Origin of the sequence: Pseudomonas xantholysinigenes (assembly GCF_014268885.2) — a bacterium.
Classification (GTDB): domain Bacteria; phylum Pseudomonadota; class Gammaproteobacteria; order Pseudomonadales; family Pseudomonadaceae; genus Aquipseudomonas; species Aquipseudomonas xantholysinigenes.
This window is the reverse complement of the sequence record NZ_CP077095.1, coordinates 729,615-756,324: the sequence shown is the minus strand read 5'-3', so window position 1 is coordinate 756,324 and position 26,710 is coordinate 729,615. Positions and strand designations below refer to the sequence as shown.

The 26,710-nt window shown below is 62.8% G+C and carries 24 protein-coding genes and 1 other RNA gene; 12 read left to right on the top strand and 13 right to left on the bottom strand.

The genetic code is table 11. The features are described from left to right. Positions 1-82: 82 nt before the first annotated feature. The gene (gene rlmE / locus HU772_RS03465) at positions 83-709 is read right to left on the bottom strand and encodes a 23S rRNA (uridine(2552)-2'-O)-methyltransferase RlmE (RefSeq protein ID WP_054885642.1); all 627 of its coding nucleotides are present in this window, start codon (positions 707-709) and stop codon (positions 83-85) included. 102 nt (positions 710-811) lie between these two features. On the opposite strand from rlmE, the gene yhbY reads away from it, so the two are divergent. Then, positions 812-1,120: a ribosome assembly RNA-binding protein YhbY gene (yhbY, locus tag HU772_RS03460; RefSeq protein ID WP_186656875.1), complete on the top strand. Its 309-nt coding sequence runs from the start codon at positions 812-814 to the stop codon at positions 1,118-1,120. 137 nt (positions 1,121-1,257) lie between these two features. Here yhbY and HU772_RS03455 read toward each other — a convergent pair whose 3' ends face one another. The 8 genes from HU772_RS03455 to grpE all read right to left on the bottom strand — a co-directional run bounded on the left by HU772_RS03455 (position 1,258) and on the right by grpE (position 11,660). Then, a complete protein-coding gene (locus tag HU772_RS03455) occupies positions 1,258-1,698 on the bottom strand; it encodes an MFS transporter (RefSeq protein ID WP_186656878.1) in 441 nt (146 codons plus the stop codon). Continuing rightward, positions 1,676-2,158: a transcription elongation factor GreA gene (greA, locus tag HU772_RS03450; protein WP_081255197.1), complete on the bottom strand. Its 483-nt coding sequence runs from the start codon at positions 2,156-2,158 to the stop codon at positions 1,676-1,678. The genes HU772_RS03455 and greA overlap by 23 nt, the downstream gene beginning before the upstream one ends. Further along, a complete protein-coding gene (carB, locus tag HU772_RS03445; RefSeq protein ID WP_186656892.1) occupies positions 2,155-5,376 on the bottom strand; it encodes a carbamoyl-phosphate synthase large subunit in 3,222 nt (1,073 codons plus the stop codon). The genes greA and carB overlap by 4 nt, the downstream gene beginning before the upstream one ends. A 104-nt stretch (positions 5,377-5,480) precedes the next feature. Continuing rightward, positions 5,481-6,617: a glutamine-hydrolyzing carbamoyl-phosphate synthase small subunit gene (gene carA, locus HU772_RS03440; protein WP_186656901.1), complete on the bottom strand. Its 1,137-nt coding sequence runs from the start codon at positions 6,615-6,617 to the stop codon at positions 5,481-5,483. A 303-nt stretch (positions 6,618-6,920) separates the two neighbouring features. Continuing rightward, entirely contained in the window at positions 6,921-7,727 is an 807-nt protein-coding gene (gene dapB / locus HU772_RS03435) for a 4-hydroxy-tetrahydrodipicolinate reductase (RefSeq protein ID WP_186656903.1), read from the bottom strand. A gap of 13 nt (positions 7,728-7,740) precedes the next feature. Further along, positions 7,741-8,865, bottom strand: a complete 1,125-nt coding sequence (gene dnaJ, locus HU772_RS03430) for a molecular chaperone DnaJ (RefSeq protein ID WP_186656906.1) — start codon at positions 8,863-8,865, stop codon at positions 7,741-7,743. Positions 8,866-9,078: 213 nt separating this feature from the next. Then, positions 9,079-11,004, bottom strand: coding sequence for a molecular chaperone DnaK (gene dnaK, locus HU772_RS03425; protein ID WP_186656915.1), 1,926 nt, complete (start codon positions 11,002-11,004; stop codon positions 9,079-9,081). A 101-nt stretch (positions 11,005-11,105) separates the two neighbouring features. Continuing rightward, entirely contained in the window at positions 11,106-11,660 is a 555-nt protein-coding gene (gene grpE / locus HU772_RS03420; RefSeq protein WP_186656917.1) for a nucleotide exchange factor GrpE, read from the bottom strand. 182 nt (positions 11,661-11,842) lie between these two features. Here grpE and recN point away from each other — a divergent pair, with 182 nt between their 5' ends. Continuing rightward, positions 11,843-13,516, top strand: a complete 1,674-nt coding sequence (recN, locus tag HU772_RS03415) for a DNA repair protein RecN (protein ID WP_186656919.1) — start codon at positions 11,843-11,845, stop codon at positions 13,514-13,516. Between the two features lie 205 nt (positions 13,517-13,721). Here the strand turns inward: recN and fur are convergent, their stop codons facing one another. After that, complete coding sequence (gene fur / locus HU772_RS03410) at positions 13,722-14,126, bottom strand: ferric iron uptake transcriptional regulator (protein ID WP_134692394.1); 405 nt, start codon at positions 14,124-14,126, stop codon at positions 13,722-13,724. A 97-nt stretch (positions 14,127-14,223) separates the two neighbouring features. Between fur and HU772_RS03405 the strand changes: the two genes are divergently transcribed. Then, positions 14,224-14,739, top strand: a complete 516-nt coding sequence (locus HU772_RS03405; protein ID WP_186656921.1) for an outer membrane protein assembly factor BamE — start codon at positions 14,224-14,226, stop codon at positions 14,737-14,739. A 66-nt stretch (positions 14,740-14,805) separates the two neighbouring features. Here the strand turns inward: HU772_RS03405 and HU772_RS03400 are convergent, their stop codons facing one another. After that, on the bottom strand, positions 14,806-15,114 hold the full coding sequence (locus HU772_RS03400; RefSeq protein ID WP_186656923.1) for an RnfH family protein: 309 nt from the start codon (positions 15,112-15,114) through the stop codon (positions 14,806-14,808). Continuing rightward, a complete protein-coding gene (locus HU772_RS03395) occupies positions 15,107-15,541 on the bottom strand; it encodes a type II toxin-antitoxin system RatA family toxin (RefSeq protein WP_186656925.1) in 435 nt (144 codons plus the stop codon). The genes HU772_RS03400 and HU772_RS03395 overlap by 8 nt, the downstream gene beginning before the upstream one ends. A gap of 161 nt (positions 15,542-15,702) precedes the next feature. On the opposite strand from HU772_RS03395, the gene smpB reads away from it, so the two are divergent. Further along, entirely contained in the window at positions 15,703-16,185 is a 483-nt protein-coding gene (gene smpB, locus HU772_RS03390) for an SsrA-binding protein SmpB (RefSeq protein ID WP_011532120.1), read from the top strand. A gap of 335 nt (positions 16,186-16,520) precedes the next feature. Here smpB and HU772_RS03385 read toward each other — a convergent pair whose 3' ends face one another. Continuing rightward, entirely contained in the window at positions 16,521-17,288 is a 768-nt protein-coding gene (locus HU772_RS03385) for an FCD domain-containing protein (RefSeq protein ID WP_186656927.1), read from the bottom strand. 259 nt (positions 17,289-17,547) lie between these two features. Between HU772_RS03385 and HU772_RS03380 the strand changes: the two genes are divergently transcribed. The 8 genes from HU772_RS03380 to HU772_RS03345 all read left to right on the top strand — a co-directional run bounded on the left by HU772_RS03380 (position 17,548) and on the right by HU772_RS03345 (position 26,568). Then, entirely contained in the window at positions 17,548-19,218 is a 1,671-nt protein-coding gene (locus tag HU772_RS03380) for a lactate permease LctP family transporter (RefSeq protein ID WP_186656929.1), read from the top strand. A 60-nt stretch (positions 19,219-19,278) separates the two neighbouring features. Further along, entirely contained in the window at positions 19,279-20,424 is a 1,146-nt protein-coding gene (lldD, locus tag HU772_RS03375) for an FMN-dependent L-lactate dehydrogenase LldD (RefSeq protein WP_186656945.1), read from the top strand. Positions 20,425-20,493: 69 nt separating this feature from the next. Continuing rightward, positions 20,494-23,304: an FAD-binding and (Fe-S)-binding domain-containing protein gene (locus tag HU772_RS03370; protein WP_186656947.1), complete on the top strand. Its 2,811-nt coding sequence runs from the start codon at positions 20,494-20,496 to the stop codon at positions 23,302-23,304. Between the two features lie 197 nt (positions 23,305-23,501). Beyond that, on the top strand, positions 23,502-23,999 hold the full coding sequence (locus HU772_RS03365) for a hypothetical protein (RefSeq protein ID WP_186656949.1): 498 nt from the start codon (positions 23,502-23,504) through the stop codon (positions 23,997-23,999). A 7-nt stretch (positions 24,000-24,006) separates the two neighbouring features. Further along, positions 24,007-24,255 (top strand): hypothetical protein, encoded by a 249-nt coding sequence (locus tag HU772_RS03360; protein WP_186656951.1) that lies wholly within the window; start codon positions 24,007-24,009, stop codon positions 24,253-24,255. Between the two features lie 109 nt (positions 24,256-24,364). Then, the gene (locus HU772_RS03355; protein ID WP_011532112.1) at positions 24,365-24,643 is read left to right on the top strand and encodes a PA2433 domain-containing protein; all 279 of its coding nucleotides are present in this window, start codon (positions 24,365-24,367) and stop codon (positions 24,641-24,643) included. An 85-nt stretch (positions 24,644-24,728) separates the two neighbouring features. Next, positions 24,729-25,127: a transfer-messenger RNA gene (gene ssrA / locus HU772_RS03350) on the top strand. Positions 25,128-25,311: 184 nt separating this feature from the next. Next, positions 25,312-26,568, top strand: coding sequence for an integrase domain-containing protein (locus HU772_RS03345; protein ID WP_186657401.1), 1,257 nt, complete (start codon positions 25,312-25,314; stop codon positions 26,566-26,568). The last annotated feature ends 142 nt before the right edge of the window (positions 26,569-26,710 follow it).

Genomic DNA, 26,710 nt, shown 5'->3' with positions numbered 1-26,710 from the left:
AAAGCTAGACTACACGAAGTTCGGACGATCCAGACGGGGTGACCGATTGGTTTTAACTATCGGAAACTCCGCATAACGCCGCTCACGCCCCCTTGAAACCCCTGCCCAACAGGTACTGCTCACGGGAGCGGTCCCGCGAGGACGACGGCTTGCGCATCTGCACCTTGTCGAACTTGCTGCGCACATCCTTGAGGTACATGTCGAAGCCTTCACCCTGGAAGATCTTGATCAGGAAATCCCCGCCGGGCTTGAGCACGCGGGTCGCCAGATCCAGGGCCAGCTCACAGAGGAACATGGCGCGCGGCATGTCCACCGCGGGCGTACCACTCATATTGGGGGCCATATCGGAAATCACAAGGTCTACGTGCGAATCACCGACCGCCTGCAGGATCTGCTGCAGCACTTCGTCCTGGGTGAAGTCGCCCTGGATAAAGGTCACATCGGGGATCGAGTCCATTTCCAGGATGTCGGAAGCGATCAGCCGGCCCTGGCCACCAATCAGACGACTGGTCACCTGCGACCAGCCACCTGGGGCCGCGCCGAGGTCGATCACGCTCATGCCAGGCCGGATCAGGCGGTCTTTCTCCTGGATCTCCAGCAGTTTGTAGCTCGCGCGCGAGCGGTAGCCATCCTTCTGCGCCTGCTTCACAAAAGGGTCGTTGAAATGTTCGCGCAGCCAGTTTGCGCTGCTTTTGGAACGTTGTACCACGGGGCACCTCGATGATATGCGTCGTGTTTGACTGGGCGGAGCCACAGGCCCTCGGGTAAAATGCCCGTCAATTTTACAGAATCAGACGAAAAGGGTCAGATTATGCCGCTCAATAACGAGCAGAAGAAGCAATACAAGTCCATTGGTCATGACCTGAAGCCGGTTCTGATCGTCGCTGGCAACGGTTTGAATGAAGGCGTGGTTGCCGAACTGGAACGCGCCCTGGCCGATCACGAGCTGATCAAGGTCGAGATTCGCTCGGAAGATCGCGAGGAACGCGCCGAGACCATCGCCGCGCTGTGCAAGGCCGGTCGCGCCGAGCTGGTGCAGACCATCGGCAAGAAAGCGCTGATCTACCGCAAGAATCCGCAGCCGAACAAGCAGCTGTCCAATATCCACCGTTACAAGTAACGTTCAGAGCGCAATGCCTGCCCCCTGTGGGAGCGGGCTTGCCCGCGAAGCATGCACTGCGGTGGATGGCACGGGCTTCGCCCGTGTTCGCGGGCAAGCCTGCTCCCACAGGGACCGCGCAAACCTGGGAAACCCGACTAGCGGCGCGCCCTGATCGGCACCGGCTGGGCCACCAGCACGATGCCGGAAAAGCCCAGCACCAGGAAACAGAACATCTGCCAGCGCTCGCCGACGGAAATCCCGTAGCGCAGTGTGTAGTAGCCGATACAGGCGCCAAAGCCGAGCAACAGCATCTGGCCGCGGAATTGCCGCCACCAGGCCGCCAGGCCGTCCACCCGCGCCAATACCGCCAGCTGGGTCAACAACCCGAGCAATGCCACGCCGATCAACCAACGGTCGATCTGCCCGGCGATGTCCTGCACCAGCAGCGGCGCCAGGCCGCTGACCTTGAGCGCCGGCACCAACCCAACGTGGAACACCCACAGGCCACCGACCCAGAAAACCTGGGCCAGTTGCCAGAGGATCCCCTCGAGGGAAGGCGCCCGCAGGCGCCGATCAGATGTGCTTGACTTCGACAATCTCGTACTCGACGGTGCCGCTCGGCGTCTTGACGACGACGGTGTCGCCCTCTTCCTTGCCGATGATCGCCCGGGCAATCGGCGCGCTCGCCGAGAGCTTGCCCTTCTTGATGTCGGCCTCGTCCTCGCCGACGATCTGGTAGGTCACCTGATCGCCGGTCTCGGTGTTTTCCAGATCGACGGTGGTGCCGAAGATCACCTTGCCGGTATGGGCGATGGTGGTGACGTCGATCACCACCGAGTTCTGCAGGCGGCCTTCAATGTCACGGATACGCGCCTCGACCATGCCCTGCTCCTCGCGGGCGGCATGGTATTCGGCGTTTTCCTTGAGGTCGCCCAGCTCGCGGGCCTCACCGATCGCCTGGCTCAGGCGCGGGCGCTCGGTCTTGCTCAGGAACAGGTGTTCTTCTTCCAGGGCGCGAGCGCCCTGGACGGTCATCGGGTACTTGGTAATGCTCATGCTTTGAGTCCTGCATGCAGATCCTGCAGGCGACGAACGGTCTTTTCCGGACCGAATTTCAACGCCTCGCAGATGGCTTCACCGGCCGCAATGGTCGTGGTGCAGTAGATCTTGTGCTGCAGCGCATTGCGACGAATCGAGTAGGAGTCGGCGATAGACTGGCGACCTTCGGTGGTGTTGATGATCAGCGACACTTCGTCGTTCTTGATCATGTCGACCACGTGCGGACGCCCTTCGGTCACCTTGTTCACACGGCGCACTTTCAGGCCAGCCGCCTCGATCACCTTGGCGGTACCGACCGTGGCGACCACTTCGAAGCCCAGGGCGATCAGGTCGCGAGCGACGCCGGCCACTTGCGGCTTGTCGTCGTCACGCACGCTGATGAACGCGGCACCGCCGGTCGGCAGTACTTCGCTGGCGCCCATCTGGGCCTTGGCGAAGGCTTCACCGAAGCTGTCGCCGACACCCATGACTTCACCGGTGGATTTCATCTCAGGGCCGAGGATCGGGTCAACCCCTGGGAACTTGGCGAACGGGAAGACGGCTTCCTTGACGCTGTAGAAGTTCGGGATGATTTCCTGGGTGAAGCCCAGCTCTTTCAGGGTTTTGCCAGCCATGACACGGGCGGCGATCATCGCCAGCGAGGTGCCGATGCACTTGGAAACGAACGGCACGGTACGCGAGGCACGTGGGTTGACTTCGATCACATAGATCTTGTCGCCCTGCAGGGCCAGCTGCACGTTCATCAGGCCGACCACGCCCAGCTCCAGGGCCATTTTCTTGACCTGGTCGCGAACCTGGTCCTGCACGTCCTGGCTCAGCGAGTACGGCGGCAGCGAGCACGCCGAGTCACCGGAGTGAACGCCGGCCTGCTCGATGTGCTGCATGATCGCGCCGATCACCACGTCGGCGCCGTCGCAGACCGCATCCACGTCCATCTCGATGGCGCAGTTGAGGAAGTGGTCGAGCAGCACCGGGCTGTCGTTCGACACTTGAACCGCTTCACGCAGGTAGCGCTTCAGCTCGTCCAGTTCGTAGACGATTTCCATGGCGCGGCCGCCCAGTACATAGGACGGGCGCACTACCAGCGGGTAACCGATCTTGCCGGCGGCAACGATGGCTTCGTCTTCGCTGCGTACGGTGGCGTTTGGCGGCTGCAGCAGGCTCAGGCGCTGAACCATCTGCTGGAAGCGTTCGCGGTCTTCGGCACGGTCGATGGCGTCAGGGCTGGTGCCGATGATCGGTACGCCGGCCTCTTCCAGGGCACGAGCCAGTTTCAGTGGGGTCTGGCCGCCATAATGGACGATGACGCCCTTCGGTTTCTCGACGCGGCAGACTTCCAGCACGTCTTCCAGGGTCAGCGGCTCGAAGTACAGGCGGTCGGAGGTGTCGTAGTCGGTGGAGACGGTTTCCGGGTTGCAGTTGACCATGATGGTCTCGTAACCGTCTTCACGCAGGGCCAATGCCGCGTGCACGCAGCAGTAGTCGAACTCGATGCCTTGGCCGATACGGTTCGGGCCACCGCCGAGGATCATGATCTTGTCACGGGTCGACGGGTTGGCCTCGCACTCTTCCTCATAGGTCGAGTACAGGTAGGCGGTGTCGGTGGCGAACTCGGCGGCGCAAGTGTCGACGCGCTTGTACACCGGGAACACTTCCAGCTTGTGGCGGTGACGGCGCAGGTTCTTGTCGGTGATGCCCAGCAGCTTGGCCAGGCGCTGGTCGGAGAAGCCCTTGCGCTTGAGGCGCAGCATGTAGTCCTTGTCGATCGCCGACAGGGCCAGGGTCTTGACCTTCTCTTCTTCCTTGATCAGGTCTTCCATCTGCACCAGGAACCACAGGTCGATGCCGGTCAGCTCGAAGATCTGCTCGATGGTCATGCCCGAACGGATGGCATCGGCCACGTACCAGATACGCTCGGCGCCCGGTACGGTCAGCTCGCGCTTGAGGATGCTGGCAGCCTCAGGGCTGGCCAGGTCGACTTTCGGGTCGAGGCCGCAGGCGCCGACTTCCAGGCCGCGCAGGGCTTTCTGCAGGGATTCCTGGAAGGTACGGCCGATGGCCATGACTTCACCCACGGATTTCATCTGGGTGGTCAGGCGCGCGTCGGCTTTCGGGAATTTCTCGAAGGCGAAGCGTGGCAGCTTGGTGACGACGTAGTCGATCGACGGCTCGAACGACGCCGGAGTACGACCGCCGGTGATGTCGTTCTGCAGCTCGTCGAGGGTGTAGCCGATGGCCAGCTTGGCGGCGATCTTGGCGATCGGGAAGCCGGTGGCCTTGGAAGCCAGGGCCGACGAACGCGATACACGCGGGTTCATCTCGATCACGACCATGCGGCCAGTGTTCGGGCAGATACCGAACTGCACGTTGGAACCGCCGGTCTCGACACCGATTTCACGCAGCACCGCCAGCGAGGCGTTGCGCATGATCTGGTATTCCTTGTCGGTCAGGGTCTGTGCCGGAGCCACGGTGATCGAGTCACCGGTGTGCACGCCCATCGGGTCGAAGTTCTCGATCGAGCAGACGATGATGCAGTTGTCCTTCTTGTCGCGGACCACCTCCATCTCGTATTCCTTCCAGCCGATCAGCGATTCGTCGATCAGCAGTTCCTTGGTCGGCGACAGGTCCAGGCCACGGGTGCAGATTTCTTCGAATTCTTCACGGTTGTAGGCGATACCGCCACCGGTGCCGCCCATGGTGAACGACGGGCGGATGATGCATGGGAAGCCGAGCTTCTCGAGAACTGCGTTGGCCTCTTCCATGCTGTGGGCGATACCGGAGCGCGGGCACTCCAGGCCGATGTCTTTCATCGCCTTGTCGAAGCGCGAACGGTCTTCGGCCTTGTCGATGGTGTCGGCGTTGGCACCGATCATCTCCACGCCGAACTTCTCCAGAACGCCATGGCGCTCCAGGTCCAGGGCGCAGTTCAGCGCGGTCTGGCCACCCATGGTCGGCAGGACGGCGTCAGGGCGCTCTTTCTCGATGATCTTGGCCACCGACTGCCACTTGATCGGCTCGATGTAGGTGGCGTCGGCCATGGCCGGGTCGGTCATGATGGTGGCTGGGTTGGAGTTCACCAGGATGACGCGGAAACCTTCCTCGCGCAGGGCTTTGCAAGCCTGGGCGCCGGAATAGTCGAATTCGCAGGCCTGGCCGATCACGATCGGGCCAGCGCCGAGAATCAGGATGCTTTTGATGTCTGTACGTTTTGGCATGGTTGTCACTCAAATCCGCGGGTCAGTCGGCAAGCCGTCTTGAACAATCTGGGTCAGGCGCTTCCGGGCGGCGCGAGCCAGCCCGGGGCCTTGATGCAGGATGCTCAGCGGCGCTTGGCCATGGCATCGATGAAACGATCGAACAGTGGCGCGACGTCGGTCGGGCCTGGGCTCGCTTCAGGGTGGCCCTGGAAGCTGAACGCGCTCTTGTCGGTGCGCTCGATGCCCTGCAGGGTACCGTCGAACAGCGACTTGTGGATGGCGCGCACGTTGCCCGGCAGGGTGGCTTCGTCAACGGCGAAACCGTGGTTCTGGCTGGTGATCATGACCACGCCGGTGTCCAGGTCCTGGACCGGGTGGTTGGCACCATGGTGACCATGGCCCATTTTCACGGTCTTGGCGCCGGAGGCCAGGGCCAGCAGCTGGTGACCGAGGCAGATGCCGAACACCGGGATCTCGGTCTCGAGGATTTCCTTGATCGCCTGGATCGCGTAGTCGCAAGGCTCGGGATCGCCAGGGCCGTTGGACAGGAACACGCCATCAGGGTTGAGCGCGAGCACTTCGCTGGCCGGGGTCTGGGCCGGCACCACGGTCACGCGGCAGCCGCGAGCAACCAGCATGCGCAGGATGTTCAGCTTGACGCCGTAGTCGAAGGCGACCACGTGGTACGGCAAGTCGGCGGCTTCGAGGGTCGGGTGGCTGTCGGTCTTCAGTTCCCACACGCTCGAGCGCCACTCGTAGCGCTCCTTGGTGGAGACGACCTTGGCCAGGTCCATGCCCTTGAGGCCCGGGAAGGCACGGGCGGCGGCGATGGCCTGCTCTTCGGTGATGTTGTCACCGGCGAGGATGCAGCCGTTCTGGGCGCCTTTTTCGCGCAGGATGCGGGTCAGGCGACGGGTGTCGATGCCAGCGATGGCCACGACGTTGTTGGCTTTCAGGTATTCAGGCAGCGACTGGGTGTTACGCCAGTTACTGGCCAGCAACGGAAGGTCACGGATGACCAGGCCGGCGGACCAGACGCGATTGGACTCGGCGTCTTCTGGGGTGGTGCCGGTGTTGCCGATGTGCGGGTAAGTCAGGGTGACGATTTGCTGGGCGTAGGAAGGGTCTGTGAGGATTTCCTGGTAGCCGGTCATTGCTGTATTGAACACGACCTCACCAACGGTCTGACCGTCGGCTCCAATGGCTTCACCGCGAAAAATGCTGCCATCGGCAAGGGCGAGTATGGCTGGCTTAGTCAAGAAGACCTCCCGTAAATCAAGCCTGAAAGGGCGATCGCAGGTTGCAAAAAAGCGGAATGACGTATGGACACGTCACCCCGCTTTTATGCTGAATTAGTCTGCGCGCTTTTAGTGGACACACTAAAGCTGTAGCTTACAGAAAAATGCGTTTTTGGTCTACCGCGATTGTGCCTCTAAAACGCAGGATTGCGACAGGCCGGCTTCGGCGGCGGCCTCTTCGCGGGCAAACCCGCTCCCACAGGGACCGCGCCAACACTGTGGGAGCGGGTTTACCCGCGAAGAAACCAACACCGCGCCAACGGCTCAACGCAGCTCGAGCACATCCTGCATGTCATACAGCGCAGGCTCGCGCCCATCCAGCCACAGCGCCGCGCGCACCGCGCCCTTGGCGAAGGTCATGCGGCTCGAGGCCTTGTGGGTGATCTCCAGGCGCTCGCCTTCGGCAGCGAACAGCACAGTGTGATCACCGACCACATCACCGGCACGCACAGTGGCAAAGCCGATGGTCTTGCGGTCACGGGCGCCCGTCTGGCCTTCACGGCCATATACCGCCACTTCCTGCAGGTCACGCCCCAGCGCATTGGCAACCACCTCACCCATGCGCAGCGCGGTACCCGACGGCGCATCGACCTTGTGCCGATGGTGGGCCTCGATGATCTCGATATCGACATCGTCACCCAGCACGCGCGCCGCCATGTCCAGCAGCTTGAGGCTGAGGTTGACGCCAACGCTGAAGTTGGCGGCGAAGACGATCGGGATATCCTTGCCAGCCTCGACCAGCAGCGCCTTCTCTTCCACGCTGAAGCCGGTGGTGCCGATGACCATGGCCTTGCCCGCCTTGCGGCAGAGCGCCAGGTTTTTCAGGGTCACCGACGGATGGGTGAAGTCGATCAGCACATCGAACTCATCGACGACCTTGGCCAGGTCGTCACAGATCGTCACGCCGATGCGCCCCAGGCCCGCCAGCTCACCAGCATCGGCGCCGACCAGGGAGCTGTCCGGGCGATGGATAGCCGCCGTCAAGCCAGCCTTGGGCGCCTGCTGCTGCACCGCCTCGATCAGCACCTTGCCCATGCGCCCGGCGGCGCCCATCACTGCAATACGTCGCATAGCCTGTTCCTTCTCAGAGATCACCGAAGAAGCGCTTCACGCCTTCGAACCAGCCACTGGCCTTGGGCGAGTGAGAGCTGTCGCCCTCAAGGGAGTCGCGCAGCTCTTCGAGCAGCTCACGCTGACGACGGCTGAGGTTGACCGGGGTTTCCACCGCCACACGGCACAACAGGTCGCCCGCCGCGCCACCACGCACCGGCGCCACGCCCTTGCCACGCAGACGGAACTGCTTGCCGGTCTGGGTGCCTTCAGGGATCTTCAGCTTCACCCGGCCATCGAGGGTCGGCACTTCCAGCTCGCCGCCCAGGGCCGCGTCGGTATAGCTGATCGGCACCTCGCAATACAGGTGCTTGCCGTCACGCTGGAAGATCGGGTGCTCGCGCACATTGACCACCACATACAGGTCGCCGGTCGGGCCACCATGGGTGCCCGCCTCGCCCTCGCCGGACAGGCGGATGCGATCGCCGGTATCGACGCCGGCCGGCACCTTGACCGACAGGGTCTTGTACTCCTCGACGCGGCCTTCGCCGTGGCACGAGGTGCAAGGGTCGGTGATGATCTTGCCCTGGCCATGGCAACGCGGACAGGTCTGCTGCACGGCGAAGAAGCCCTGCTGCATACGCACCTGGCCGATGCCGCCACAGGTCGGGCAGGTCGACGGGGTCGAGCCCTTCTTGGCGCCGGAGCCGTCGCACGGCTTGCAGTTGACCAGCGTGGGCACGCGGATGTTGACCGTGGTGCCGCGCACCGCCTCTTCGAGGTTGAGCTCGAGGGTGTAGCGCAGGTCGCTGCCGCGCTGGGCGCCACCACGACCGCCGCCGCGGCCGCCACCGAAGAAGTCACTGAAGACATCGCCAAAGATGTCGGAGAAGTTGGCACCGCCAAAGCCGGCACCGCCGCCACCCATGTTCGGGTCGACACCGGCGTGGCCGTACTGGTCGTAGGCCGAGCGCTTGCTGGCGTCAGACAGCACCTCGTAGGCCTCGTTGGCCTCCTTGAACAGGTCTTCCGACTCCTTGTCGCCCGGATTGCGGTCCGGGTGATACTTCATCGCCAGGCGGCGGTAGGCCTTCTTGAGATCACCTTCGCTGGCGCCACGCTCGACACCCAGGACCTCATAAAAATCACGCTTTGCCATAGGTCATTTGCACTCTTTGGGGGCGTTCGGCATACCTCGGCGCGTCAGTGCGCCATGCCGTCAGCACCTGCCGCCATACGCGAATGCGCCCAGACAGATGCTGTAAATAATTCTCGTGTTCCAGACACGCCAACGCGGGAGCAAGCCCCCGCGCGGCGACACTCTACCAGCTCACCGCCAAACGGCGGTGAACCGGCCGACAACATGCAGGAATTACTGCTTGTTGTTGTCTTTCACTTCTTCGAACTCGGCGTCAACCACGTCATCGTGCTTGGCTTCCGGCTCGGCCTGCTGGGCGCCGCCCTGTGGCTGTTCGGCCTGCTGCTCGGCGTACATCTTCTGCGCGACAGGCGCGGATACCTTGGACAGCTCCTCGACCTTGGCGTCGATGGCGGCCTTGTCGTCGCCTTTGACGGCGGCTTCCAGGGCAACCACGGCCGCTTCAATGGCGGTCTTCTCTTCAGCGGTGACCTTGTCACCTGCTTCAGTGACCATCTTGCGGGTCGAGTGGACCAGCGCATCACCCTGGTTACGGGCAGCAGCCAGTTCTTCGAACTTGCGGTCTTCCTCGGCGTTGGCCTCGGCGTCACGCACCATTTTCTCGATTTCTTCGTCGGACAGGCCAGAGTTGGCCTTGATCACGATCGACTGCGCCTTGCCGGTGGCCTTGTCTTTCGCGCCGACGTGCAGGATGCCGTTGGCGTCGATGTCGAAGGTCACTTCGATCTGTGGCACACCGCGCGGAGCCGGCGGAATGTCAGCCAGGTCGAACTTGCCCAGCGACTTGTTCTGCGAAGCTTGCTTGCGCTCGCCCTGCAGCACATGAATGGTCACAGCGCCCTGATTGTCGTCGGCGGTCGAGAACACCTGCGACTTCTTGGTCGGGATGGTGGTGTTCTTCTCGATCAGCGCGGTCATCACGCCGCCCATGGTTTCGATACCCAGGGTCAGCGGGCTGACGTCCAGCAGCAGCACGTCCTTCACGTCACCCGCCAGAACGGCGCCCTGGATGGCTGCGCCCATGGCGACGGCTTCGTCCGGGTTGACGTCCTTGCGCGCTTCTTTACCGAAGAAGTCGGCAACGGCTTTCTGCACCATCGGCATACGGGTCTGGCCACCGACCAGGATCACGTCGTCGATCTTGCTGGCGTCGATGCCGGCGTCCTTCAGGGCGATGCGGCAAGGCTCGATGGTACGGTTGACCAGGTCTTCGACCAGCGACTCCAGCTTGGCGCGGGAGATCTTCACGTTCAGGTGCTTGGGACCTGTGGCATCTGCAGTGATGTACGGCAGGTTGACGTCGGTCGACTGCGCCGAGGACAGCTCGATCTTGGCCTTTTCAGCGGCTTCTTTCAGGCGCTGCAGGGCCAGCGGATCGTTCTTCAGATCCATGCCGGACTCTTTCTTGAACTCGTCGACGAGGTAGTCGATCAGGCGCATGTCGAAGTCTTCGCCACCCAGGAAGGTGTCGCCGTTGGTGGCCAGTACTTCGAACTGGTGCTCACCGTCGACTTCGGCGATTTCGATGACCGAAACGTCGAAGGTACCACCACCGAGGTCATAGACGATGACAGTGTGGTCGCCCTTAGCCTTGTCCATGCCGTACGCCAGCGCAGCGGCGGTCGGTTCGTTGATGATGCGTTTTACGTCCAGGCCAGCGATGCGGCCGGCGTCTTTGGTGGCTTGACGCTGGCTGTCGTTGAAGTAGGCCGGCACGGTGATGACCGCTTCGGTAACCGGCTCGCCGAGGTAGTCTTCGGCGGTCTTCTTCATTTTCTTCAGGACTTCGGCGCTGATCTGCGGCGGAGCCATTTCCTTGCCGGAAGCTTCGACCCAGGCGTCACCGTTGCTGGCCTTGACGATCTTGTAAGGCACCAGCTTGATGTCTTTCTGCACGACATCTTCTTCGAAACGACGACCGATCAGACGCTTCACCGCGAACAGGGTGTTGTGCGGGTTGGTGACCGCCTGGCGCTTGGCCGACTGGCCGACCAGGATTTCGCCGTCGTTGGCGTAGGCAATGATCGAAGGCGTGGTACGCGCGCCTTCGGCGTTCTCGATGACTTTGGCAGTGCCGTTTTCCAGCACGGAGACGCAGGAGTTGGTGGTCCCCAGGTCGATACCGATGATTTTACCCATGATGATTCTCCCGAAACTTGAATTTGGTGGCAGCGACTACTTTGGCCAACTGCAGTAATACTTGAAGGCTTGACACCTAGATGGGGGTGTCCCGACGGATTTCAAGCCTTTTCGTTGATCGAAGGCTGCGGCGCGCTCGGGGCCTTGCTGACCACCACCATGGCGGGGCGCAGCAGGCGGCCGTTGAGCAGGTAGCCTTTCTGGAATACGTTCAGCACGCTGTTCGGCTCGGCGCTGTCGCTTTCCTGCATGGCCATCGCCTGGTGGTGCTCGGCGTTGAACGGCTGGCCGAGCGGATCGACGGCTTCGAGGTTGTAGCGCTTGAGGGTGTCCTGGAACATCTTCAGGGTCAGCTCGACGCCCTCGCGGATCTTCTTGACGTTCTCGTCTTCGGCGCTGGAATGCGCCAGGGCCAGTTCCAGGCTGTCGATCACCGGCAGCAGGTCGGTGGAGAACTTCTCCAGGGCGAACTTGTGCGCCTTCTCGACATCCTGCTCGGCACGGCGGCGGATGTTCTGCAGGTCGGCGGCGGCGCGCAGGGATTGGTCCTTGGCGGCGGCCAGCTGCTCCTCGAGCTCCAGAACGCGAGCGTCGGCGGTCGCGGCACCGGCTTCTTCGGTATTCAGGTTCTTCTCATCCAGCTGTTCGTCAGCCATCGGGTTTCTCCTTCGCAATTTCTGTTGTGCGAGCCGGGCTCGCCTTGTCTTGCGGGCTATATGGGGTCGGAAAATTCGGCTTCAAGGGGCAAGGTGCTTTTCCGCATTCATCGGACAGCTATTGGCAGACCCACAAAAAGCACTGTATAAATATCCAGACACGACCCTTCGGGAGCCGCCCCATGCTGGTGCACCTGTCCATCCAAAACTACGCCATCGTCGAACACCTCGACCTCGAGATTGCCCGCGGCATGTCCGTGATCACCGGCGAGACCGGGGCCGGCAAGTCGATCATGCTCGACGCCCTGGGCCTGGCCCTGGGTGATCGCGCCGACAGCGGCGTGGTGCGCCCGGGCACCGACAAGGCCGACATCCTCGCCACCTTCGACCTGGTCGACATCCCCGAGGCCCATGCCTGGCTGGCCGAGCGCGACCTGGAAAGCGACGGCCCGTGCATCCTGCGCCGGGTCATCACCGCCGAAGGCCGCAGCCGCGGCTACATCAATGGCACGCCCTGCCCGCTCGGCGACCTCAAGGCACTGGGCGAACTGCTGATCGACATCCATAGCCAGCATGAACACCAGTCACTGCTCAAGACCGACACCCACCGCCGCCTGGTGGACGAATACGCTGGCGCCATCGACCTGGCCCGCCAGGTGCAACTGGCCGCCAAGCGCTGGAACCAGACGCGCCAGGAGCTGGAGCGCCTGAACAACTCGGGTGACGAACAGCGCGCACGCCATCAGCTACTCAGTTACCAGCTCGAAGAGCTGGACAACCTGGGCCTGGGCGAGCACGAGCTGGAACAGCTGGAACAGGAGCACAAGAACCTGACCAATGCCGAGGCGCTATTCGGCATCTGCCGCCAGGTCATCGACCAGTGCAGCGAAAGCGACTCGGGCAATGTGCTCAGCGCCCTGACCGTCAGCCTCAACCGCCTCACGGCCGTGACCAACGCGCCCAAGGCGCTCGGCGAGGCGGTGAACCTGATCGCCAGCGCGCAAATCCAGATTGAAGAGGCCGTGGGTGAGCTAAACCGCTTCCTCGACCACTTCGACGCCGACCCGATGCGCCTGCAGGACCTCGAGGAGCGCCTCGACACTATCTATACCCTCGCCCGCAAGCACCGCGTGCACCCGACCGAGCTGCCGCACCTGCAGCAGCGCCTGATGGAGGAGCTGGAGGGCCTGAACGCCAGCGACGAGTCCATTGAACGCCTGGGCGAAGAACTGGCCGCCTTCGCCCAGCACTATAAAGAGAAGGCCAGCGAGCTCAGCGCCCTGCGCCAGCAGGCGGCCAAGCAACTGGCCACGGCCGTGGAGCAGGAGATCCAACGCCTGGGCATGCCCGGCGGGCGCTTCTGCATCGAACTCACGCCGTTCGAAGCCGGCGACCTGTCGCCCCATGGCCTGGAGCAGGTCGAACTGCTGGTCAGCGCCAACCCCGGCCAGCCGCTCAAGGGCCTGGCCAAGGTTGCCTCGGGCGGTGAGCTGTCGCGCATCAGCCTGGCGATCCAGGTGATCACCGCCCAGACCTCACGCATCCCCACCCTGGTCTTCGATGAGGTGGATGTGGGCATCGGCGGCCCGACCGCCGAGATTGTCGGCCAGTTGCTGCGTCGCCTGGGCGAGCGTGGCCAGGTGCTGACCGTGACCCACCTGCCGCAGGTGGCGGCACAAGGGCATCACCACCTGTTCGTGCATAAGGTGCGCAACAGCGACACAACCCATACCGCCGTCGCCAGCCTGGGCAAACGCGAGCGGGTCGAGGAAGTGGCGCGGATGCTGGGCGGGATCGACCTGACCAAGGAATCGCTGGCCCATGCGCGCAAGATGGTGGTGAGCAGCAAAGCCTAATCCTGTCGATCCCCGCAGGAGCGGCCTTGCGCCGCGAAAGGGCTGCGTAGCAGCCCATGCGATTCTGAGTCATGCAGAGATCCCGGGGCCGCTGCGCGCCCCTTTCGCGGCGCAAGGCCGCTCCTACAAGGGAATTTGTACGCTGACCCAGAAAGCACAAAGGCGACCCGAGGGTCGCCTTTGCCATCAATAACGATCTAAATCGTTACTTTTTCTTACGCACATACAGGACCAGATTGTGGTCCACCAGCTCGAAGCCGTGCTCGGCCACGATCTCCTTCTGGCGCCGCTCGATCTCGGCGTCCATGAATTCGATGACTTCACTGGTATCCACATTGACCATATGGTCGTGGTGGCCGCCGTCCGCCAGCTCGAAGACCGCGTGACCGCCGTCGAAGTTGTGGCGAACCACCAGACCCGCCGCTTCGAACTGGGTCAGGACGCGATACACGGTCGCCAGACCGACGTCCTCACCAGCCTCCATCAGTGCCTTGTAGACATCCTCGGCACTCATGTGACGCTGCTCGGTGGAGTCGAGCATCTGAAGAATCTTGACCCGAGGCAGGGTTACCTTCAGGCCCGCTTTGCGCAATTCGCTATTTTCAACCATGGTCAGCTTTCTCGCCGATGCTGCTTCGCAGCTTCTCTTAATACGGGTATGATCGGGGTTTACGTTGTCCAGCCAAGATAGTGGAAGTCGCCCACCGATGCAAAACACCAAGCTCTTGCTAACCAGCCTCACCCTAGTGGGACTGCTCGCACTCGCCGGTTGCTCGTTTCCCGGGGTTTACAAAATCGACATCCAGCAGGGCAATGTCGTCACGCAGGACATGATAGACCAATTGCGCCCGGGAATGACCCGCCGGCAAGTAAGGTTTATCATGGGCAATCCGCTACTGCAGGACACCTTCCACACCAATCGCTGGGACTACCTGTACAGCTTGCAGCCTGGCGGCGGCGAGCGTCAGCAAGAACGCATGAGCGTGTTCTTCAACGACAGCGACCAACTGGTCAACCTGTCCGGCGACTTCATGCCGGGCGTCAGCCGCGACCAGGAAATCCTCGGTGGCAGCAGCGACACCACTGTCAGCCCGAACAAGCAACCGAGCCAGGAAAAACCTGCCAAGGCCGGTTCGCTGGAAGAAACCCTGCAAAAAGAAATCGACAACGTCGAGACCACCCCGGTACCGACGCCAGCACCGCTGGAAACCGCCCCGCAATAATCGCGGCGAGACTAAAAAGCCCGGATCAAGGTCCGGGCTTTTTATTGCCTGTCGTACGGCATCAACTCAACCCTCGCGCGCCGCCCTGGCCTTGGCCGCACGACGCTTGCGCGCCTCCAGCGGATCGACCTGCAAAGGCCGATAGACCTCCAGTCGATCTCCCGCCTCGACCCGTCGAGCCGCAGGATCACTGACCACCTTGCCGAAGATGCCCACCGGGCAGCACGCCAGGTCCAACCCCGGCACCTGCTCGACCAGGCCCGACAGGCGTAACGCGTCGCTCACCGAGGATCCCGCTGGCACCTCGCAAGCCAGCAGCCACTGGCGCTCGGCCGTGGCATAGACCACCTCGATAGCGATTGAAGCCTCAGCCATACAGCTGCTTGGCGCGCTGGCAGAAGGCATCGACCATGGTGTTGGCGGCCTGATTGAACAGCGGCCCCAGTGTCGCGCGCACCAGGGCGCCGGCGTAGTCGAACGACAGGTCCAGGCTGATCTTGCAGGCCTTCTCACCCAGCGGCTTGAATACCCACACACCATGCAACTGCGAGAACGGCCCCTCTTCGAGGTTCATCTCGATGGACTGCCCCGGCACCAGCACATTACGCGTGACGAACTGCTGGCTCATGCCCCCCTTGGCCACCTCGAGCTTCGCGCGCATGTGCGTGTCACTGGCCTCGATCACCGTCGAGGCCGAGCACCAGGGCAGGAACTCTGGATAACTGGCCACGTCGTTGACCAGGTCATAGAGCGCCTGGGCAGGGTATGGCAGCAGGGCGGAGCGTTGAATATGGGTAGTCATCCAGGCGTCACTTCCAAACAGGGCGGCAGCGCTCGACAGCGCCGTGAAAACGGTTCCGCGCGGCGGAACATGGCCTGCATTGTCCGGGATTCACACAACAGGCTCAAGCGCACCTAAACCCCATAGCCGAGCACGCGCTGACTGCCTATAATGCCGCCCCTATGGCTAAGCAAAAGAAACATCCGACCGGGACCATCGCGCAGAACAAGAAGGCGCGACACGATTACTTCATCGAACACAAGTTCGAGGCCGGGCTGGTCCTGTCCGGTTGGGAAGTAAAGAGCCTGCGGGCCGGCAAGGCGCACCTGACCGACAGCTACGTGCTGCTCAAGGATGGCGAAGCCTGGCTGTTCGGCAGCCACATCACCCCGCTGACCACCGCCAGCACCCACGTCATCGCCGACCCCATCCGCACCCGCAAGCTGCTGCTGAACAAGCGCGAGCTCGAGCGCCTGGAAGCGGCCGTGGCGCAGAAGGGCTACACCTGCGTGGCGATGTCGCTGTACTGGAGCAAGCACCTGATCAAGTGCGAAATCGCGCTCGGCAAGGGCAAGAAGGAGTTCGACAAGCGCGATACCGTGCGCGAGCGCGACTCCAACCGCGAGCTGCAGCGCACCATGCGCAACAAGGGCAAGGAAGAGTAATTCCCGCCCAGCTCGGTCACTGTAGGAGCGGCCTCGTGTCGCGATAGGGCTGCGAAGCAGCCCCCGACGATCTTGAGTGGTACAAAAATCCCGAGGCCGCTGCGCGCCCTTTTCGCGACACAAGGCCGCTCCTACAACGACCGCGCCGACCTCGGGCATGCACTACACCTGTGGGAGCGGGTTTATCGGGGCGCCGAACCGCCGCGAAGCAAGCGACGCGGTGCCTGGCACCGGCTGTGACGGTGTTCGCGGCTGAAGCCGCTCCCACAGCGACCGCGCTAGCTTTAGCAGTTGCGCAAGACAGTTACTCCCACAAGACCCGCGCCTGCCGCATCTCAGCGCCCGCTGCGCCGCTCCGCCCGCGCCACCCGCCGAGCTTCCTGTTGTGCCTCCTGCAGCACCTCCTGCACATACAGGATGTGCCGGCTCGACACTTCCCGCGCATCGTCCGCCCGCCCCTCGACAATCGCCAGGTACAACTCGCGATGCTGACTGATCAGCATGTCGCGCGTTTCCGTGCGCTGCTGGTACATACCGCCGATATTGGTCACCACGTTGCGCTTGAGCAGGTCGAACAGCCCACGGATGGTGTGCAGCAGCACCGCGTTATGGCTGGCCTCGGCAATGGCCAGGTGGAAACGCGCATCGGCGGCGCCCTCCTCTGCCCGGTCGACCTCGCCAACGCGGTTGTAACAGTCCTGCAGGGCATCGAACGCCGTCTTCAACCGCTGCCGATCAGGCTCGGTGGCGCGCTGCGCGGCGTAATAGGCGCAGGACGCCTCCAGCGTATGACGAAACTCCAGCAGGTCGCGTTGCGCCTCGGGGCTGCCCTCGAGCAACTGGAGCAGCGGATCACTGAAGGTCGAGCCCAGTGACTCGGCGACATAGTTGCCGCCACCCTGACGACTGACCAGCAGCCCCTTGGCCACCAGCTTCTGGATGGCCTCGCGCAGCGACGGGCGGGACACGCCGAACTGCTCGGCCAGGGCGCGCTCGGCCGGCAGGCGCTGGCCTGAGGTGAGGGTGCCCTCGAGAATCATCCCTTCCAACCGATCGACGATGTCGTCGGACAGGCGCCGCTGGCGGACCTGATCAAAAACCATCACATGCTCTCCACGAACCCCGGGGATGCGAAGCCGGGGGCGCCTATTCTGCGCCTATCCGGCCCACGCCGACACCCATCAGGCGGCGATTTTCCCTGCCGCTCAGATGCCCGCTCATCGGCATCCGAGCAAAGTTTTCCACAGGACAAATTGACACACCCGCAACGGCGCTCTTAACCTAGCGTCCAGCCATTGTAAATTGGTCTTACCAATTATCCAATGCCAGTGCCTGACCAACAACAATTAGGGGCCACCCCATATGCAAACCTGGCAACAACTCTATAGCCCGCTTGGTAGTCTTGGCCTGTCCGCACTGGCGGCGGTCATCCCCATCGTGTTCTTCTTCCTCGCCCTCGCCGTGTTCCGCCTCAAGGGCCACGTCGCCGGCAGCATTACCCTCGCGCTGTCGATCCTGGTGGCCATCTTCGCCTTCCAGATGCCTGTCGACATGGCCCTGGCCGCCGCCGGTTACGGCTTCCTCTACGGCCTGTGGCCGATTGCCTGGATCATTGTCGCGGCGGTGTTCCTCTACAAACTCACGGTCAAGAGCGGCCAGTTCGAAGTGATCCGCAGCTCGGTGCTGTCAATCACCGACGACCAGCGCCTGCAAGTGCTGCTGATCGGCTTCTGCTTCGGCGCCTTCCTCGAGGGCGCGGCCGGCTTCGGCGCCCCGGTGGCAATTACCGCCGCGCTGCTGGTGGGCCTGGGCTTCAACCCGCTGTACGCCGCGGGCCTGTGCCTGATCGCCAACACCGCGCCGGTGGCCTTCGGCGCCCTGGGCATCCCGATCATCGTCGCCGGGCAGGTGACCGGCATCGACGCCTTCCACATCGGCGCCATGACCGGCCGCCAACTGCCGCTGCTGTCGCTGTTCGTGCCGTTCTGGCTGGTGTTCATGATGGATGGCCTGCGCGGTGTGAAAGAGACCTGGCCCGCCGCGCTGGTGGCAGGCGCAAGCTTCGCCGTCACCCAGTACTTCACCTCCAACTTCATCGGCCCGGAGCTGCCGGACATCACCTCGGCCCTGGCCAGCCTGATCGCCCTGACCCTGTTCCTGAAAGTCTGGCAACCCAAGCGCGCGTTCGCCGAAGCCAAGGGCAGTGTCGGCGCCGCCGTGGTGCAACCGAGCGGCAGCCAGCCTTCGCCGTACAGCTTCGGCGAAATCTTCAAGGCCTGGTCGCCGTTCCTGATCCTTACCGTGCTGGTCACCATCTGGACGCTCAAGCCATTCAAGGCGGCCTTCGCCCCGGGCGGCGCGATGTACAACTTCGTGTTCAACTTCGCCATCCCGCACCTCGACCAGCTGGTGATCAAGACCGCGCCGATCGTCACTGCGCCGACCGCCATGCCGGCGGTGTTCAAGCTCGATCCGATCTCCGCCACCGGCACCGCGATCTTCCTTTCGGCGCTGGTTTCCATGGCGGTGCTGAAAATCAACTTCAAAACTGGTCTGACCACTTTGAAAGAGACCTTCTGGGAGCTGCGCTGGCCGATCCTGTCGATCGGCATGGTGCTGGCCTTCGCCTTCGTCACCAACTACTCGGGCATGTCCTCGACCATGGCCCTGGTGCTGGCCGGCACCGGTGCGGCGTTCCCGTTCTTCTCGCCGTTCCTGGGCTGGCTGGGCGTGTTCCTGACCGGCTCGGACACTTCGTCCAACGCCCTGTTCAGCTCGCTGCAGGCCACCACCGCGCACCAGATCGGGGTCAACGACACCCTGCTGGTGGCCGCCAACACCAGCGGCGGCGTGACCGGCAAAATGATTTCGCCGCAGTCGATCGCCGTGGCCTGCGCCGCCACCGGCCTGGTCGGCAAGGAATCCGACCTGTTCCGTTTCACCGTCAAGCACAGCCTGTTCTTCGCCACCATCGTCGGCCTGATCACCTTGATTCAGGCCTACTGGCTGACCGGCATGCTGGTTCATCACTAAAGTGAAGGGGCCGGGCGCCATGGTGCCCGGCATCTCCCTCAACCCACGCTGCGAGAATCCATGATCATTTCCGCCTCTACCGACTATCGCGCCGCGGCCCAACGCAAGCTGCCCCCGTTCCTGTTCCACTACGCCGACGGCGGCGCCTACGCCGAGCACACCCTGCGCCACAACGTTTCCGACCTGGCCGGTATCGCCCTGCGTCAGCGCGTGCTGAACAACATGTCCGAGCTCAGCCTCGAGACCAGACTGTTCGACGAACCCCTGAGCATGCCCGTGGCCCTGGCCCCGGTTGGCCTCACCGGCATGTACGCCCGCCGTGGCGAAGTGCAGGCGGCCCGTGCGGCGGCGGCCCATGGCATTCCGTTCACGATGTCGACGGTATCGGTGTGCCCGATCGAAGAGGTGGCCCCGGCCATCGACCGGCCGATGTGGTTCCAGCTCTATGTCCTAAAAGACCGCGGCTTCATGCGCAACGCCTTGGAGCGGGCGAAAGCGGCCGGCGTGAAGACCCTGGTATTCACCGTCGACATGCCCGTGCCCGGCGCCCGCTACCGCGACGCCCACTCCGGCATGAGCGGCGCCAACGGCCCGCTGCGCCGTGTGCTGCAAGCCATGACCCACCCGCAGTGGGCCTGGGACGTCGGTGTGATGGGCCGCCCCCACGACCTGGGCAACATCTCCAAATACCGTGGCAACCCCACCGGCCTTGCCGACTACATCGGCTGGCTGGGCAACAACTTCGACCCGTCCATCTCCTGGAAAGACCTGGAGTGGATCCGCGAATTCTGGGACGGCCCGATGATCATCAAGGGCATCCTCGACGCCGATGACGCCCGCGACGCGGTCAAGTTCGGCGCCGACGGCATCGTCGTCTCCAACCACGGCGGCCGCCAGCTCGACGGCGTGCTGTCCAGCGCCCGCGCCCTGCCGGCCATCGCCGACGCGGTGAAGGGCGATATCAAGATCCTCGCCGACTCCGGCATCCGCAGCGGCCTCGACGTGGTGCGCATGATCGCCCTGGGCGCCGACACCGTGCTGATCGGCCGCGCCTTCCTCTATGCCCTGGCCACCCACGGCGAGGCCGGGGTGAAGAACCTGCTGGAGCTGTTCGAGAAGGAAATGCGCGTGGCCATGGTGCTGACCGGCGCCAAGTCCATCAGCGAGATCACCCGCGACTCGCTGGTCCGCGAACTGGGCGCCTGAGCGCCCGCCAACGCCTGAATACCCGGGGCACGCCGCGCGCCAGACGCGGCGGCCCCGCGAGGAGACTGCATGAGCCTGCCCGCCGCGTTCCTGCGTGATGCCGAGCGCCTGATCCCCGCCGAACGCCGCTTCGACGACCCCACCTCGACCTTGGCCTTCGGCACTGACGCCAGCTTCTACCGGCTGATCCCCAAGCTGGTAGTGCGCGTCGAATCAGAAGACGAAGTGGTCAGCCTGCTGCAACTGGCCCAGCGCGAACGCGTACCGGTAACCTTCCGCGCCGCCGGCACCAGCCTGTCCGGCCAGGCCATCAGCGACTCGGTGCTGATCGTGCTCGGCGACAACTGGAACGGCCGCGAGATTCGCAGCCAGGGCGAGCAGATCCGCCTGCAACCCGGCGTGATCGGCGCCCAGGCCAATGCCTGGCTGGCGCCCTATGGCCGCAAGATCGGCCCCGACCCGGCCTCGATCAACGCCTGCAAGATCGGCGGCATCGTCGCCAACAACGCTAGCGGCATGTGCTGCGGCACCGCGCAGAACACCTACCACACTCTGGCCGGCCTGCGCCTGGTGCTGGCCGACGGCACCCGCCTGGACAGCGAAGACCCGGCCAGTGTCGCGGCCTTCGAAAACAGCCACGCCAGCCTGCTGGACGAACTTGCCCGCCTTGGCCGCGAAACCCGCGCCAATACCGAATTGGCCGACCGCATCCGCCACAAGTACCGATTGAAGAACACGACCGGTCTGTCGCTCAACGCCCTCGTGGACTACGACCAGCCGCTGGATATCCTCCAGCACCTGCTGGTCGGTTCCGAAGGCACCCTCGGCTTCATCAGCGCCGTCACCTACGACACCGTGCCCGACCACCCGCACAAGGCCAGCGCCCTGCTGGTGTTCCCGAGCGTGGAAAGCTGCTGCCGGGCGGTGACCCTGCTCAAGCCGCAGCCGGTGTCCGCCGTCGAGCTGCTCGACCGCCGCAGCCTACGCTCGGTGCAGGACATGCCCGGCATGCCGGCCTGGGTGAAAGGCCTCTCGGCCACTGCCTGCGCCCTGCTGATCGAATCCCGCGCCGCCAGCCAGAGCCTGCTGCACGAACAGCTCGAGCAGGTGATGGCATCCATCGCCGACTTCCCGCTGGAGCAAAAAGTCGCCTTCAGCGAAGACCCGGCGGTGTACAACCAGCTGTGGAAGATCCGCAAGGACACCTTCCCCGCCGTCGGCGCCGTGCGCCAGACCGGCACCACCGTGATCATCGAAGACGTCACCTTCCCCATCGAGCAACTGGCCGAGGGCGTCAACCGCCTGATCCAGCTGTTCGACAAGCACCGCTACGACGAGGCGATCATTTTCGGCCACGCCCTGGAAGGCAACCTGCACTTCGTCTTCACCCAGGGCTTCAACAGCGCTGAAGAAGTGGCGCGCTACCAGGCCTTCATGGACGACGTGGCGCAGTTGGTGGCGGTGGAGTTCGGCGGCTCGCTCAAGGCCGAACACGGCACCGGGCGCAACATGGCACCCTTCGTCGAGCTGGAATGGGGCAAGGACGCCTACCAGCTGATGTGGCAGCTCAAGCGCCTGCTCGACCCCAACGGCATCCTCAACCCCGACGTGGTGCTGAGCGAAGACCCGGACATCCACCTGAAGAACCTCAAGCCGCTGCCCGCCGCCGACGAGATCGTCGACAAGTGCATCGAGTGCGGCTTCTGCGAGCCGGTGTGCCCGTCCAAAGGCCTCACCCTCAGCCCGCGCCAGCGCATCGTCATGTGGCGCGATATCCAGGCCAAGAAGCGCGCCGGCCTCGATACCCGCGAGCTGCTGCGCACCTACCAGTACCAGGGCATCGACACCTGCGCCGCCACCGGCCTGTGCGCCCAGCGTTGCCCGGTGGGCATCAACACCGGTGAACTGGTGAAGAAGCTGCGCGCCCAGTCTGCCGACCACGCCAAGGCCGCCGACTGGCTGGCCGAGCATTTCCACGCCACCCTACGCGGCGCGCGCCTGACGCTCGCCGCCGCCAACGGCGCGCGCAAGCTGCTCGGCGCGCCACGCATGAGCCGCCTGAGCGCCAGCCTGAGCAAGGCCAGCAAAGGCCGCCTGCCGCAATGGACGCCCGCCATGCCGCAGCCATTGCGCGCCATCGACTTCCCCGCAGCGAGCCACGATGCCCGCCCACGGGTCGTCTACCTGGCCGCCTGTGTTTCACGGGTGATGGGCCCCGCCTACGCCGACCGCGAGCAAAGCTCGCTGCTCGACAAAACCCGTGCCCTGCTGGAAAAGGCCGGCTACCAGGTAGTGTTCCCCGACAACGCCGACAGCCTGTGCTGCGGCCAACCATTCGCCTCCAAGGGCTACCCCGAGCAGGCCGAGCACAAGCGCCAGGAACTGATCACTGCCCTACTGCACGCCAGCCGTGGCGGCCTCGACCCGATCTACTGCGACACCAGCCCCTGCACCCTGCGCCTGGTGCAGGACCTGGGCGAAACCCGACTGGACCTGTACGACCCGGTGCGTTTCATCCGCACCCACCTGATCGACAAACTGGAGTTCACCCCCCAGGACGCCCCGGTGGCCGTGCACGTAACCTGCAGCACCCAGCACCTGGGCGAGAGCCAGGCGCTGATCGACCTGGCGCGGCGTTGCAGCAAGCAGGTGGTGATCCCCGAAGGCATCCACTGCTGCGGCTTCGCCGGCGACAAGGGCTTCACCACCCCAGAGCTCAACGCCCACTCGCTGCGCACACTCAAGGACGCGGTGCAGTATTGCGAGGAAGGGATCTCCACCAGCCGCACCTGCGAGATCGGGCTGTCGAGCCACAGCGGCATCGACTATCACGGATTGGTGTACCTGGTGGACCGGGTGACCCGACCGCGTATGGCCTGACACTGCGCCAACTGCTTCACCAGCAAGGCTGGCTCCTACCTGCTCGCAGCAGACTGTAGGAGCCGGCTTGCCGGCGAACCGCCCCAGACGTTTCGTACCGATCATTCAGCCCCGGCTGAATAGCCGCGCCCTCCCTCCAGTGGCATCGTTCGATGCCTCGGCTCCGGGCTCCACGGAGCCTCGCAAGGGAAGCGCGCATGCACGTCGACAAGACCTATCAAGTCATTACCTCGCACGGCGTTGTCTTCGACGTGAACGAGTTCGTGATTGCGCCCGAGCAATGCTGTCACCTGCGTACCCTGAGCTTGCCGTTCGTGCGCACAGGGCATTATCAGGTTGTCGAGAAAGTGGCGGAGCTCTACGACAGGATGCTGCCCGGCAAGTTGCCGTGCCATATGCGGGTTGCCGTGTCGCGGCCACTCAGTCGTTTGCAAGGTGATCGGTTGAACGAGCAGCGCCACGACATTTCAGACCTGTTCAGCACAGCAATAGGACAAGCAGTGAGCACACTCGTGGGGGGACCTATGGGGCTCACCGCCGGTTTGATTGCCGGCGGCGTGACAAAAACCGCAACAAACCAATTGGCCAGAAGCCGGCTACCGACGTTTCATGCAAGTGATGTACTGGTTTTCCTCTTTGCCCGGGTAAACGGTGGCATAGGCCCACAAACATCCTCCGTACTCCTCATACTCTGACGCCACCATGAACGACCTCTATTTCCTCGCTTGCTTGATGATCGTGGGCGTCTTTCTCGACTGGGCCTTCAAATCAAGCACCATCAGATGCGTACTCTGCTTAGTGCTTACGGCCACAGGTATCACCGCCTGCACGCAGCTTGGCCAACAGGAAGTGCTGCATCTGCATGGCGGACAGTGGGCAAGCCTGTGCTTGCTCGTAGGTCAACGGCTGCTTTTCAAGCGGTCACGCTATTTTCGTGAAGACACTGAATAAGTGTTCAGCCCCTGCTTCGCCCTTGCCCATCACGCCGATTGAACTCTCCCCACCGTCGGCCGTCCACCGTTCAGGCCCACCCTCCCGAGGCCTGCACAAGGAGACTCCCATGAAAGGCACTGCGCTATCTGCCCTGTTCGCGGCCGCGACCCTGCTGGCCTCGCCTGTGTTCGCCGCCGACGACCTGTGCGCCCTGAACCTGCAAAAGATCGACGACGCCATGGCCACCGCCGGCGCCACCTCCGAAGGCCTGGACAAGGCCCTCACCGAACACGTGGACAAAGCCAAGGCCGCCCAGGCCTCCGGGGACACCAAGGAATGCATCGCCATCACCAGCAAGGTGCTGGAGCGCCTGGAGAAAACCGAGAAAGGCGGCAGCGGCACCTGAAAAGCCCCGCCTGTCGACGCCGCGCGCGCAAAGGCGTATACTGCGTCTCACGTGCCGAAAGGTACGGTCAGCTAGAGCTGAGTGTGGGGCCGATTAGGATTCGACGCCGGTAGCGAAACTCTAGGTGCATGCCGAGTTGGTAACAGAACTCGTAAATCCACTGTTGCAACTTTTATAGTTGCCAATGACGAAAACTACGGCGCGGAGTACAAGCTGGCTGCGTAAGCGGCCCTCTTGACCCGTTGCTTCTGGTAGCTTCGGCTCCAGCAATCACTAGGGGATGCCTGTAAACCCGAACTGATTGTCATACAGAACAGGATCGTCGCGTAGCACGTTGTGGGCGAAGTGACTAAAACTTACACAACTCATCCAAAGCACCCTGCCCGTCGGGCGGCTGCGGATTAAATCAGTAGACACGGCTAAGCATGTAGTACCGACAGCGGAGTACTGGCGGACGGGGGTTCAAATCCCCCCGGCTCCACCAAATTTACATCTAAAGACGTCCACGGACGTCTTTTTTTGTGCCTGAAAGCCAGTAAATACGCGGCTTTCAACGCCACCGGCGTCCACGGACATCCATGAGCAGCTACACCTTTTGGCATTCCAAATGGCATTCCAAGCCCGTTGGTGCTAATTTTTGGAATGCCAAAATCAAGTCTGGAATGCCCATGTGCGCACAAGCTACCCGCCTCTCTGAACTCAAAGTCAAATCTGCCAAGCCTGCTGAAAAGGATTACGTCCTATTTGATGGCGGCGGACTACAAATGCGAGTGAGAAGCAATGGCTCTAAGCTGTGGAACTTCAATTATCGACACCCTGTGACGAAGAAGCGGATCAACATGGGACTGGGAACCTTCCCCGAAGTCTCGTTAGCTCAAGCACGCAAGGGTTCCGTTGAAGCGAGGGAGGCACTTGCCCACGGTATCGACCCTAAAGAGAAACGGGATGCTCTGCTGCAAGCCAAACAAGCTGCCACTGAGCACACATTCCAGAATGTAGCGACGTCCTGGTATGAACTGAAGAAGGATGCTGTGACGCCGGCTTACGCTGAGGACATCTGGCGCTCGCTGACATTGCACATATTCCCGGACTTGAGCTCCACACCGATTTCAGCCATCAGCGCACCGCAAGTCATCAACCTGCTCCGCCCACTAGAAACCAAGGGCAGCCTTGAAACCGTGAAGCGGCTGACGCAGCGGCTCAACGAGATCATGACCTACGGGGTCAACTCGGGACTGATTCACGCGAACCCGCTCAGCGGTATCCGCTCCGTCTTCAAGAAACCGAAAAAGAAAAACATGGCGGCACTCCCCCCCAATGAGCTGAAAGAGCTCATGGTGGCAATCGCCAATGCCAGCATAAAAAGAACAACCCGCTGCCTTATCGAGTGGCAGCTCCACACCATGACCCGGCCAGTCGAGGCAGCAACCACCCGCTGGACAGATATCGACATTGAGAAGAAGATCTGGACGATCCCTGCGGAGCGCATGAAGAAGCGCCGCACGCACATTGTCCCGCTCACGGAGCAGGCTCTTGCACTCCTCGAAGCGATCAAGCCCTACAGTGGACATCGGGAGTATGTGTTCCCCGCAGACCGAAACCCTCGTACCCACTGCAATAGCCAAACCGCCAACATGGCGCTCAAACGCATGGGTTTCGAAGGGCGCCTGGTAAGCCATGGGATGCGCTCTATGGCGAGCACCATCCTCAACGAGCATGGCTGGGATCCTGAATTGATCGAGGTTGCGCTTGCCCACGTCGATAAGGACGAGGTTCGCAGCGCTTACAACCGTGCGGACTACATCGAACGGAGACGCCCGATGATGGCCTGGTGGAGTGAGCACATCAAGGAAGCAGCGACGGGAAATCTGTCGGTGTCAGCTATCCAGGAGAATCGGGACAGAAAAGTCGTTTCGATACGCTGATCAAAAATACTGCCCCAAAAGTAGCCGGTCGCAGTAGGCTACATAAGGCAAGAAACGGGCGATAGACACCAAGATAGCGTTTTGCTAGCTTCGGACGAGGAAATAGGGTCGGCCATCACCTGAAATTAAAAATTGTCTAATA